Annotated in this window: 11 protein-coding genes, 2 pseudogenes and 1 riboswitch; of the genes and pseudogenes, 8 read left to right on the top strand and 5 right to left on the bottom strand. The window is 56.3% G+C overall.

Going from position 1 to position 11869, the window contains the following annotated elements; translation table 11 throughout:
* Positions 1-2 precede the first annotated feature (2 nt).
* The 3 genes from HB779_RS02890 (at position 3) to HB779_RS02880 (ending at position 2246) form a co-directional block, all read left to right on the top strand.
* A complete protein-coding gene (locus tag HB779_RS02890; protein ID WP_188344315.1) occupies positions 3-404 on the top strand; it encodes an RNA-binding S4 domain-containing protein in 402 nt (133 codons plus the stop codon).
* Positions 405-931: 527 nt separating this feature from the next.
* Entirely contained in the window at positions 932-1270 is a 339-nt protein-coding gene (gene fdxA / locus HB779_RS02885) for a ferredoxin FdxA (protein ID WP_188344314.1), read from the top strand.
* A gap of 361 nt (positions 1271-1631) precedes the next feature.
* Positions 1632-2246, top strand: coding sequence for a CarD family transcriptional regulator (locus tag HB779_RS02880; RefSeq protein WP_188344313.1), 615 nt, complete (start codon positions 1632-1634; stop codon positions 2244-2246).
* Between the two features lie 67 nt (positions 2247-2313).
* Here the strand turns inward: HB779_RS02880 and HB779_RS02875 are convergent, their stop codons facing one another.
* The 4 genes and pseudogenes from HB779_RS02875 to thiB all read right to left on the bottom strand — a co-directional run bounded on the left by HB779_RS02875 (position 2314) and on the right by thiB (position 7375).
* Entirely contained in the window at positions 2314-3741 is a 1428-nt protein-coding gene (locus tag HB779_RS02875) for a M48 family metalloprotease (protein ID WP_244642536.1), read from the bottom strand.
* A 236-nt stretch (positions 3742-3977) separates the two neighbouring features.
* Positions 3978-4730 (bottom strand): thiamine ABC transporter ATP-binding protein, encoded by a 753-nt coding sequence (gene thiQ / locus HB779_RS02870; protein ID WP_188344311.1) that lies wholly within the window; start codon positions 4728-4730, stop codon positions 3978-3980.
* Positions 4723-6357, bottom strand: coding sequence for a thiamine/thiamine pyrophosphate ABC transporter permease (gene thiP / locus HB779_RS02865; RefSeq protein ID WP_210302602.1), 1635 nt, complete (start codon positions 6355-6357; stop codon positions 4723-4725). Before thiP ends, thiQ begins: the two co-directional genes overlap by 8 nt.
* 3 nt (positions 6358-6360) lie before the next feature.
* A pseudogene (gene thiB, locus HB779_RS02860) lies at positions 6361-7375 on the bottom strand (thiamine ABC transporter substrate binding subunit).
* A 45-nt stretch (positions 7376-7420) separates the two neighbouring features.
* Positions 7421-7536, bottom strand: a riboswitch (TPP riboswitch).
* A gap of 157 nt (positions 7537-7693) precedes the next feature.
* On the opposite strand from thiB, the gene HB779_RS02855 reads away from it, so the two are divergent.
* The 5 genes from HB779_RS02855 to HB779_RS02835 all read left to right on the top strand — a co-directional run bounded on the left by HB779_RS02855 (position 7694) and on the right by HB779_RS02835 (position 11444).
* Positions 7694-7891, top strand: coding sequence for a hypothetical protein (locus HB779_RS02855; RefSeq protein WP_188344310.1), 198 nt, complete (start codon positions 7694-7696; stop codon positions 7889-7891).
* Between the two features lie 54 nt (positions 7892-7945).
* The gene (locus HB779_RS02850; RefSeq protein WP_188344309.1) at positions 7946-8572 is read left to right on the top strand and encodes a thiamine diphosphokinase; all 627 of its coding nucleotides are present in this window, start codon (positions 7946-7948) and stop codon (positions 8570-8572) included.
* A 104-nt stretch (positions 8573-8676) separates the two neighbouring features.
* Positions 8677-8970: a hypothetical protein gene (locus tag HB779_RS02845; RefSeq protein ID WP_188344308.1), complete on the top strand. Its 294-nt coding sequence runs from the start codon at positions 8677-8679 to the stop codon at positions 8968-8970.
* A 132-nt stretch (positions 8971-9102) separates the two neighbouring features.
* Positions 9103-9468 (top strand): YMGG-like glycine zipper-containing protein, encoded by a 366-nt coding sequence (locus HB779_RS02840; RefSeq protein ID WP_188344307.1) that lies wholly within the window; start codon positions 9103-9105, stop codon positions 9466-9468.
* A gap of 158 nt (positions 9469-9626) precedes the next feature.
* On the top strand, positions 9627-11444 hold the full coding sequence (locus HB779_RS02835; protein WP_188344306.1) for an ABC-F family ATP-binding cassette domain-containing protein: 1818 nt from the start codon (positions 9627-9629) through the stop codon (positions 11442-11444).
* A 37-nt stretch (positions 11445-11481) separates the two neighbouring features.
* Here the strand turns inward: HB779_RS02835 and HB779_RS02830 are convergent.
* Positions 11482-11848 (bottom strand): annotated as a pseudogene (locus tag HB779_RS02830) (cell division protein ZapA).
* Positions 11849-11869 lie beyond the last annotated feature (21 nt).

Below are 11869 nucleotides of genomic sequence, written 5' to 3'. Positions count from 1 at the left end.
TCATGACGGGAACGGACCGGCAGCGCATCGATAAATGGCTGTTCTTCGCACGGGTTGTCAAATCCCGTTCCCTGGCGGCAAAACTGGCATCGGGCGGCAATGTCCGGGTCAACAAGGACAAGATCGATCAAGCGTCACACGGGGTCAAACCCGGTGACGTGCTGACGATTACACTGGACAGGCGCATCCTCATTTACAAAGTACTGGCTGGTGGTACCCGGCGTGGCCCGGCTGAAGAAGCCCGCATGCTTTATGAGGACATTTCTCCACCCCCTCCACCCAAGGATGCCTTGAGCCGGCTGGATACGCTGCCGCGCCGTGACGCGGGCAGTGGCCGCCCCACCAAACGCGAGCGGCGGCAAGTAGACAGGCTGATGCAGGGCGACGGCGAGCGGGAAGATTAAAATATTCTCTCTGTTCTATGGCATTAGCAATGTTCGTGGTTCGACAAGCTCACCATGAGGGAGAGGGTTTGATTGCAGGGCACTAAATATTTCGATCGGTCTTGCAGCCACCGTTTCCCTCATGGTGAGCTTGTCGAACCATGCGCAGCTGTGTCAGCCACTGTCTCGTTTGATTTGAGAGTTCATTCCGCCCAAATTCAAAGGTCCAAATTCTCGTTTTGACGGTGAAATCACTGAACCGGCGAATTTATCTCCCATTTTTACCAGAGGACTAAAATACTATTCCGCTATAGCCTATATGAGGAGAGTATCGTTGCTTGCTGGCGGGTCATCGCGATGCGATGAATGGCACTCTGCGGACTTGAACATTGGCTCCGGTCCTGATGTGATGAAGACAAACCTTTGCACGCCGGGATTTTTCGGGCCGCGTTCTGGTGCCGCAGTCCGTTTTTCCCCTCTTGTCAGCCCGCTGCCAAATCGTTACCTCAACCGCTGACACGCTGCTATGGTGTCTCAGGAGCCAGTAAATGACATATGTTGTGACCGACAATTGCATCCGCTGCAAATATATGGATTGCGTTGAGGTCTGTCCCGTCGATTGTTTTTACGAAGGTGAGAACATGCTCGTCATCCATCCGGATGAGTGCATCGACTGTGGCGTTTGTGAACCGGAATGCCCTGCAGAAGCCATCAAGCCGGATACCGAGCCGGGGCTGGATAGCTGGTTGCAGCTGAATTCCGAATATTCCGAGAAATGGCCAAACATTTCTGCCAAGAAAGATGCGCCTGCCGATGCCAAGGATATGGATGGCGTGACAGGCAAACTGGAAAAGTTCTTTTCACCGGAGCCCGGCGAAGGCGATTAAAGAACGGAAGATGATTATCGGGTCTGACCCATGGGCGGCGAGACTGATTTGCTCTGAAAATCAAGTCTTGTAATGCGTCTATTTTGAGCATGTGCAGCAAAAAGTTGATTCTGATCACTTTTCGTGTTATGGTGACGGAATATGATGATCATTGGACGTCAACTTCGTGGCGCTAAAGCTTAAATCACCAATTGGCTAGATTTTTTCCGAACTTAACAACGCAGGTTAAGGTTATCGTACTGTGACCCTGTCCTGCTGTTGGTTCGGATTGCTTTGCGTGAAAAATTGACGGCCGACAAACCGGGGTCCCGGTTTCCAGTGGTTGGTTTAACCGGTGCGTTGCCGGGCGCAGCAGGGAGTAATGAAGCGTATGACAGCAGTTCCGCAGAAGAAGACCGCCCAGCGTATCGGATTTAAGACGGGCGAGTTTATTGTATATCCGGCTCATGGTGTAGGACAGATCGTCAATATCGAAGAACAGGAAGTTGCAGGCCACAAGCTTGAACTGTTTGTTATTGATTTTCAAAAAGACAAGATGCGCCTCAAGGTTCCGGTTGCCAAGGCAACCGCTATTGGTATGCGCAAGCTCTCTGAAACTGATTATGTCGAACGTGCTCTGAAAGTTGTTCAGGGACGTGCCCGTATCAAGCGCACCATGTGGTCCCGCCGTGCGCAGGAATATGATGCGAAGATCAACTCGGGTGACTTGATCTCGATCGCAGAAGTTGTTCGCGATCTTTTCCGCGCTGACAATCAACCGGAACAATCCTATTCAGAACGTCAGCTCTATGAAGCCGCACTCGACCGCATGGCGCGCGAGATTTCTGCCGTCAACAAGATGTCTGAAACCGAAGCTGTTCGCCTGATCGAGGTCAATCTCGCCAAGGGTCCAAAGCGCGGTGCGAAGACTGAAGAAGCGGAAGCTGATGCTGACGCAGATCTGGTTGTTGAAGACGAACAGGAAGAAGCCGCATAAGAGCGGGTTTATTCTTTCCAGCAAAAAGCCCGGCATTGCCGGGCTTTTTTGTGACGTCGCTCCGGTGTTATTCGGCGATGATCTTGACTTTGTCCCCGGCAGAGACAGTACCGCCGGGCGGCAGCGCGTTGATCAGGCGGAAGAGATCGAGCTTGCGGTCCGTGCCGATAATCTGGCTTGACAGACTTGCCAGCGTCTCACCCGGTTTGACCGTGACAACGCGGATTCGCAGCGGTTTGATATCGGCCTTTTCCTGTGGCGTCAGCAGATGGAAACTCTGGGTGACGGTCTGTGAAGCGGGCATCAATGCGGTGCTGCCAGTTGGCGCTGCCGTTAGGAAGCGGTAGATACGGTCGCCGGAATTCACGACAAAAATATCGAATTCCCAACGGTCGGCTTTGGCTTTTGCCGTGGCTGCGGGCATGCCATTGAAGGTTGTCGCCTTGACACTGGCATCATCAAGGCCGGTGACCCAGCCGCTGCGCATATAATCCGTCATCGACGTCTTGCCGGAGATCTGCGTGCCGTCAAAACGGATTGCAACTTCGCCGGGGCCTGTCGCCATGACGGCGGCGGCTGAGTTGTCGATGGTAAAGCCGTCGGGCACGGTGAAGCTGACGCCGAGCAATGGATGCACGAAGGTGCGGCCGCGCACATAGCCTTCTTCCGGCGTGTCGCCATAGAGCAGACCGTCAACGCCCTGCAGGAATGAATCGCGATCGGTGGTGCCGACACCCGGCGCGCCGATCTTGCGGGCGTGGCCGCGCGCCAACTCAATACGCTGCGGCGCCGATGGGTGGCTCGCAAGGAAGTCGAGGCTGGCGTCGGTGGCGCCGGAGACATTGCGGAAATCCGCATAGGCGGCCATGGATTGCAGCAAGCGTGCGGCGGCAAAAGGGTCGTACCCTGCTTCGCCGATCATTTTGATGCCGATCGCGTCCGCCTGCAATTCCTGATTGCGCGAGAACTGGGCCATACGCAACTTGCCGCGAATAAGCGCTTCGCGTCCGGCCACATCATCCTGCAGCACCTCAGAGACAACACGTCCGGCAATCTGCGCTTCCTGCTCGCGCTGCTGACGCTCAATACCGTGATTGGCGATAACGTGGCCCATTTCGTGGGCAATAACCGCCGCAAGTTCTGCACTGTCATTGGCCAGCGCCAGAAGTCCGCGCGTGACGTAGAGATAACCACCCGGCAGCGCAAAAGCATTGATATTGGGCGAGTTCAAAATGGTGATGCGGTAGGTATGCGTCGGGTTATCCGACACTGTTGTCAGTTTGCCGACAACCTTGGCCACCATGCGCTCCAGCTTGGCATCCTTGTATTCACCACCATAGGTGGCAAGAATACGCGGATGCTGTTCGGCGCTGAGCTTGGCAAGCCGGTCATTCTTTGAGACGTTATCGACGATCACCGGGCTTGATGAAGGCCCAAGCGCATCTTCCTTGGTCACGTTCAGAACCTGGCATCCGGACAGAAAGGCGAGCAGCAGCGTTGCCGATACCAGACCTGTACGCCGGGTTGCCGGATAAAGCCGCGTTGTGCCAATCGGGAGTACGTGTGAGCCCAGAATCATGTCCTCATGTCATCTGACGCCATCGCTAAAACCAAGTTCTCACTCGTCTTTTGCCTGCGGAATCGGCATCGTTGCTTTCTAGCTAACCCGTTGAGCAGGCTTGAGCAAGAATTTCATTGATTTCTTATGAGGGGCATTGAGTACAAAATATGTCAAACCGATAAGTCTTGCGAGCCGAGATATTTTCGCAACAGCGAGGGGCTTTTATCCGAGAGCAGTTCGCGCGCCGGACCAGAGGCCGCAACCCGGCCATTTTCAAGAAAAAACAGCGTGGATGGCAGACGTAGGGCATCTTCCGGATGATGCGTGACCATGACAATGGTCATGCCGGTATCGTTTTGCAGCTGACCGACAAGATCGAGCATTTCATGGCGCAGGGCAGGTCCGAGCGATGCGAAGGCTTCATCGAGCAAAAGGACGGGCCGGTTGCGCACCAGGGCGCGGGCGATGGCCACGCGCTGACGCTCGCCGCCCGACAGAGCTGCCGGTTTGCGCTGTTCCTTGCCTGCAAGACCGACCTTGGCAATCGCATCATTGACGGCCGCACGATCAGCCTGGGTGAGGCGCAGGTTGGGTTTGCGGCCAAGACCAACATTGGCGACCACATCGAGGTGAGCGAAGAGGTTGTTTTCCTGAAATACCATCGATACCGGGCGCTGCGATGGTGCGACCCCGGTTATATCATCGCCGTCGATCAGAATTTTGCCGGACAATGGCGTCTCAAAGCCAGCTATGAGGTTGAGCACAGTGGATTTGCCCGCGCCGCTTGGGCCAATGATGGCCGCGACGGATGAGGGCTCGATGGTAAAATCGAACAGCATGGCCATATCGCCATAATCAAAACGAACGGTATCGAGCAGAATCGCCGCGCCGCCTCTTGCTGATTGTTTCACGCGTTCAGTCATCCGCTCCATTGTCCTGTCTTGCCAGACTTGCTGCCCCGCGATCCGCTGCAAACATCAACAGCAGGCACAATGCGCCAAGAATAAGCGCCAATCCTGCCGCATCCTGTGTGCGGTAACTTCCCATACGCTGCAAGAGGAGGAACGGCAGGGTCTGGATGGAATCATTGCCATAGAGCGCTATGGTTCCAAGATCGCCAAGCGAGAGAGCCATGGCAAAGGCAAATGCCACGCCGATGGAAAGGCGCAGCACCGGCCAGTCAATGAGATGCAGGCGGCTCCAGCCGGAGACGCCAAGCTGCAGGCACAGCCGGTTGTGATTGCTGGCCGCCGTATCCCAGACCGGGCGGAGAATGCGGAAGGCAAAGGGCACGGCCATGGCGGCATTGACGCAGATCACCATGACAGGCGCGAGACTGAACGGATCAACGGCGTGGCGCGAAAGGATGAACCAGCCTGCGCCGATGACAATGGGTGGCACCACCATGATCAGGCTTGCACCAAGATCGAGCGCGCGTTCGAACAGGCCGGCATTGGCCGTTTGACGTTGGCTTTGCATATATTCGCGTGCCATGACCAGCGAGAGTGAGATCGTAACGGAGAATGCAGCGGCGCTGGCGCCAAGCACGATGCTGGTGAGAATAGCGCGCCAGACCAGATATTCTGCGAGCAGTCGTGAGAGATCGGCACCAAGGCCGGATACGACGATGCCAGCCATGGGCAGACCGACGAACAGCACGCCTGCAATGATCAAAGCAATATTGGCAAATTTTTCCATACCTGCCGGCCTGTCAAACCGGCGTGTTGTCGTTTGCAGACTGAAACCTTCTTCCGCCGGCCTGCCGGTCAAGCTGAGCAAAAGCAGTATGGCCACGGTGAGTCCGAGTTGCAGCAGTGTCAGCGACACGGCACGGGCAATGTCGAAATCAAAATGCAGGGCCTGATAGATTGCCACTTCCAGCGTCGTCGCGCGCGGACCGCCACCAAGGGTGAGCACGATGGTGAAGGACGTGATGCACAGCATAAAGATCAACCCGGCGATCCCGGAAAGATTGCGCAGGATCACCGGCCACTCAATCAACCGGAAGCGTGCCCAGCCGCCCATGCCAAGCTGTGACGACAATTTCCAATAGTCTGCGGGGATGGAATCAAGGCTGGACAGAATGAGCCGTGTTGCCAACGGCAGATTGAAAAAGACGTGGGCAAGCAGAATGCCGGTCAGGCCATAGATATTGGGCGCGACATCAATGCCGACTGCACTGAACCCGAAGGCGAGCAACCCGTTGCGGCCATAAATACTGGTAATGCCAAGCACCGCAACAAGTGCTGGCAATGCCAGCGGCAAGGCAAACAGGCGCAGAATGAACGCGCGGCCTAGAAAAGCTGGATGAGAATGCAGCGCGCGGGCCAGAGGAATGGCAAAAACCACGGCGAGCAGCATAGAGAGCAGAGCCTGCATAAGAGTGAAGCGCGCGACCCGCCAGAGATAGCTGTCAAAGGCTGCAAAACCTGCCGCACTGCCGCGCAGCGCCTCAAAGGCGAGACTGAACAATGCGCCGCCCGCAAGCACCACCAGAAATGCGAGGGCCAAGGCCCCAGCCCATGGTTTGAGCGTGCGAACGGCGATCACCGATTATAGGCTCATGGCCGCAAGCCATTCATCGATCCACGCCTTGCGGTTCTTGGCAACATCTTCCGCCGGGAAGATCAGAGTCTTCACGGGCTGCACCAGCGTTTCAAACGCAGGATTGAGCGCATCAGTGGTTTTCGCGGCCGGGTACATCCAGTTATTTTCCGGGATGGCATCCTGAAACGCCGGACTGGTCATGAAGGTCAGAAACTGTGCCGAGAGCGGGTTTTTTGCGCCGCTCACGGTCTGTGCTGCCACTTCCACCTGCAGGTAATGGCCTTCACTGAATGAAGCGGCCTTGTAACGGTCCACCCGCTCCGCAATCAGATGATAGGCAGGCGACGTGGTGTAGGACAGGACGAGCGGCGCTTCACCTTTGGTAAAGAGGCCATAGGCTTCCGACCAGCCGGGTGTGACAGTCAAGACGCGGTCTTTGAGCTTGGCCCAGGCCTCGCTTGCCTTGTCGCCATAAACGGACTTGACCCAGAGCAAGAGGCCCAGACCCGGCGTTGAGGTGCGCGGGTCTTCGATGACGATTTTTTGCTTCGGGTCACCCTCCACCAGCTCTTTCAGACTTGTGGGCGGGGTCTTCAGCTTGTCGGAATCATAGACAACAGCGAAATAGCCGTAGTCATAGGGAACGAAGATATCGTCCTTATATCCGCCGGGAATGGTGATGGCGCTGCTATCAATACCGTGCGGAGCAAACAGGCCGGTTTCTTTCGCCTCATAGGTGAGGTTCGTATCGAGGCCAAGAACCACATCAGCCTTGGTCGATCTCGCCCTCAAGCTTGATGCGGTTGAGCAGGGCAACGCCGTCGGCAACGGCGACAAATTCCACGGTGCAGGCGCACTGCTTTTCAAAGGCCTGCTTGACCTTTGGTCCCGGACCCCACTCGGCTGTGAAGCTCTCATAGGTGTAAACGGTCAGTTTGCCTTCCGCCTGCGCGGCGCTGGCGAAGCCCACGATCAGAGCAAGAACAGCTGTTGTTTTCAAAAGTGTAGAAAATGGCCGCATCGGCGCCTCCTATTCTTCATTGTTCAAAAGGATCGGTGCGCCGGCAGGTGTGCCGCGTCTAATCCCTCCGCCGGTACAAACCGGATCAGGTTCCGCGGGTTGGCAGGATTTCTCCTTGTGCCTCTCAGCCGGTTCGAAGACCGGCACCCCGTTAGAGCGGTTCGAGAATAGAGGTTCGGCTGGAGCGGCGCAAGCGGCCGATGCTTATGAAATCTTTATGTTTTGCCGTCTTTGCCAAATCGAAAGCTGACTTTTGTCCAATTATCTTCCGCCGCGAAAACATCCGGTGCGGGTGGTTTCCAAAGAAAGGATCAAACAATGTTTCGCGGTCAGGGCTTTTATCATTCGAGCGTCAGGTTGCAGGAGAACAGGTCTGCACGGGTTTCCCGTCATAGTCCGTTGCGTTTGCGGCCACGCCGCCAAAAATTCATTCCGACAATGTATCCAAGCCTGTTTCTCGCCATGGGTGTGGCGATCGCCGGTATTGCCGCGATTGCACTTGGACGTCTCGTGTAATTTCAAATCAGAGATACTCTGTGCGACCGGCTTTGGGCATGCTATGGCCGGTCCATGAGCAAATTCGTTCTTCTTCTTGGCGGAACCGTTCACGTCACCGAGCGCCTGCGGCATCTGGTGGCCGGAGCGCGCGTTCTGGCGGCTGATGGCGGCATGGCCCATGCCGAACCCTTGGGTCTGGAACCGGAACTGTGGCTGGGTGACTTCGATTCGACATCGCCTGAACTTGCCGAGCGCTATGCCCATGTGCCGCGTTCGGTCTTTCCCGCCGCCAAAGATATGACCGATGGCGAACTGGCGCTGAATGAAGCTTATCGCCTCGGCGCAACGGAAGTCATCCTGTGCGGCGCTTTCGGCGGCGAACGCACCGATCACACCCTGCTGCATCTGACCATGGCGACCCGATACGCTGCCGAGGGCAAGAAGCTTATTTTGTCGAGCGGGACCGAAGAAGCACACCCCTTGGTTGAGGGAACGTATGCGTTCGATTTTGCCGATGGAACTGTCTTCAGCATTATTGCATTTACGACACTGCGCGGATTATTTATCCATGGTGCGCGGTGGCCGTTAGAAAATATGGAACTTTCTTTCGGTTCATCGCTTACAGTGTCGAATGCCGTGTGTGGAAATCTCCACGTATCGCTTCGTTCGGGCAATGCAATCCTTATTGCTGCACCCTAAAAATTGCGAAACGCTTGTAAAACAACGCGGAAAATGCAATTCTTGGTGCACAGCATTGGGGACGCAAGCTGGTTAGTTTAGTTTTGAAACGGGAGAGGTCTTCTATGTTGAAAAGTTTGTCGACAGTAGCAGTAGCCGCACTTCTGGCACTTTCAGTGGCCGGTTGTACAACAAGTGAACAGCGTACGGCAGGTTATGGCGTCGGCGGTGCAGCACTTGGCGCGTTGGCTGGTGGTGCAATCGGTGGTGGCCGTGGCGCGCTTGCTGGTGCAGCAATCGGCGGCGTCGGTGGTGTCGCTGTTGGTGCCGCAACGGCCAATGATGGCGGCAGCCGTCGTTATTGCACATATGAAAACCGTTATGGCGAGCGTTATCGCGCTCCTTGCCGCGGTTATTGATCCTTCGATCAATTATAAATTACAGGACAGGCCGGGAAACCGGCCTGTTTTGTTTTTGGCCCCTCCAATCTTTCTTCTGCCGTATTGAGCCAGCAGGGTATGAGCTGACTTCATATGTTGAGAGGATCTGAAATGAGTTTTCGTTTGACCGCAATTGCGGTTTCCGCGCTTCTGGCCATGTCACTGGCGGGCTGCGAAACAAGCGAGCAGAATCAGCGTGCCGGGACGGGTGCATTGATCGGCGGCGGTGTTGGTGCATTGGCAGGGCAGGCGCTCGGGCATAACACCAAGAGCACAGTGATCGGTGCTGCCGGTGGCGCGCTTCTGGGCGCGGCTGTTGGTACAGCTACCACGCCAAGCGGCGGCGGCAATGGAAATCTTTGCCGTTATCAGCGCCCGGATGGCAGCATCTACAATGCGCCATGCGAAGGCAATGGCGGTCGCGGCGCACCCTATGGCGGTGGCGGCTACAATGATGGTAACAACGGCGGTTACTAAGCAGCCGACTGCTGAATGGATACAAACAGGCCGGATTTCCGGCCTGTTTTCGTTCCTGGCGCTTAAACGCATTTGACAGCGGCGCTATTCTCGCCGACAAGCGCCCGTCGGCACAAATGTCCGGCGATTGCGCTCATTTTCCAGAACTGAAAAACCCCATGGCTCCTCCTCTTCTTCGTCTTGACCGGATTGCATTGACCTTTGGCGGTACACCGCTTTTAAGCGATGCAGCCATTTCCGTCAGCGAAGGCGACCGTATTGCCCTTGTCGGCCGTAACGGTTCGGGAAAATCGACACTTTTAAAGATCGCAGCGGGATTTATCACGCCGACCGACGGTGAAGTCTTCCGTCATCCGGGCGTTACGATACGCTATCTCGCGCAGGCCCCTGACATGGAGGGTTTCGCCAATGTGCGTGACTATGTCGAAGCGGGGCTTGGACCCGCGGACGATGTCTACCGTGTCAGCTATCTGCTTGAACATCTTGGCCTGACTGGTGAGGAAAAACCCGATAATCTTTCGGGCGGCGAGTCGCGGCGCGCTGCCTTGGCCAAGGTTCTGGCACCGCAGCCTGACATCCTGTTGCTCGACGAGCCCACCAACCATCTCGATCTGACGACCATCGAATGGCTGGAAGGCGAGCTCCGGCAAATCCGCTCCAGCATCGTCGTCATTTCCCATGACCGGCGCTTTCTGGAAAACATCAGCCGCGCGACAGTCTGGCTGGATCGCGGCGTTACGAAACGGCTTGATCAGGGCTTTGGCGCATTCGAAGAATGGCGTGACAAGGTGCTGGAGGAAGAAGAGCGCGATCTGCACAAGCTCGGCCGCCAGATCGTGCGCGAGGAGCATTGGTTACGGTACGGCGTTACGGCACGGCGCAAGCGCAATATGCGCCGCCTGGGCGAATTGCAGACCATGCGCGGCGAATTCCGCAATCATCGCGGCGCGCAGGGAAAAGCGGTTCTCAAAGCCAGTGATGCCAAAGAATCCGGCAAGCTGGTCATTGAAGCGGAACATCTTGTCAAAGCCTATGACGATCTGGTTCTGGTGAAGGATTTTTCCACCCGCATCCAGCGCGGAAATTGTGTCGGCTTTGTTGGTCCGAACGGTGCGGGCAAGACGACGCTCCTATCAATGTTGACCGGGTTGCTTGCGCCTGACAGCGGCTTTGTCCGGCTCGGGACCAATCTGGAAATAGCGGTGCTGGACCAGAAGCGCGACAGTCTCAACCTCGAGCAGACCCTGTCGGATTATCTGACGGACGGACGGGGCGAAAATGTCATCGTCAATGGCGAGCAGCGCCATGTGGCTTCCTATATGAAAGACTTTCTGTTTCAGCCGGAACAGCTGCGCACGCCAATTCGCGAACTCTCTGGCGGCGAGCGAGCACGGCTGATGCTGGCCCGCGTGCTGGCGCGTCCGGCCAATCTTCTGGTGCTGGACGAGCCGACCAACGATCTCGATATGGAAACGCTCGACCTGTTGCAGGAACTGGTTGCCGGGTTTGCGGGAACCGTCCTTCTGGTAAGCCACGACCGTGACTTCCTTGACCGGACGGTGACGTCGGTCATCGCGCCTGAAGGCGATGGACGCTGGCTGGAATATGCTGGCGGCTATACGGACATGCTGGCGCAGCGCAAGGAAGCCATCGCGACCCGCAAAGAACTGAAGAGCGCCAAAACGCAGGCTTCATCGGATAATTCGGCAGAGAAACCGGCGGTGCAGCGCGAGGAGAAGCGCAAGCTTTCCTACAAGCAGAAATTTGCACTGGAAAGCCTGCCGGGCAAGATGGAAGCGCTGCACGCTGACGTGCACAAGCTTGAGGCAAAGCTTGCCGATCCGAACCTATTTGCCAAAAACCCGCAGCTTTTCAACAAGACTGTCGAAGAGATCAGCAAGAAGCGCCACGAGCTCGAGCGATTCGAGGAAGAGTGGCTGGAGCTCGAAATGCTGCGCGAGGAAATCGAGGGCTAAGGCATTCGGTTTCGAAGGGCCTATCAATCAGCCAGCTTCAGTTTGCTTTGGGGGCAATCTTTGCCGCAAGAGTTTCGATGCGTGCGGTTACTTCCAGACAGGACGCCGGTGATGGCCGTGTCGTTCTTGTCGGCTTTGAGCAGTGCCTCGTCGCGGCTCTTGCGTAACGCATCGGCCTCGTTTTCAAGGCCTTTGACGCGCATCTGCAATTCGTTGAGCTCGTCCGTGATCATGATCCCGGCCATGACGGTTAGGCGCAGGTCACCGATCTCTCCGAAAGATGACTTGAGATGGGCCACGTAGCGGTCGAACCGTTCGGCCAGCCCCGTCAGATGCTGTTCCTGACCTTCGTCACAGGCCATCCGGTAAGCTTTGCCATCAATCGTAACTGTTACAGTGGCCATGCTTGTCTCTTTCAACTGATA

Source organism: Phyllobacterium sp. 628 (assembly GCF_014189505.1).
In the GTDB taxonomy this organism is placed as follows: Bacteria; Pseudomonadota; Alphaproteobacteria; order Rhizobiales; family Rhizobiaceae; genus Phyllobacterium.
This window is presented reverse-complemented; position numbering and strand designations above follow the sequence as displayed.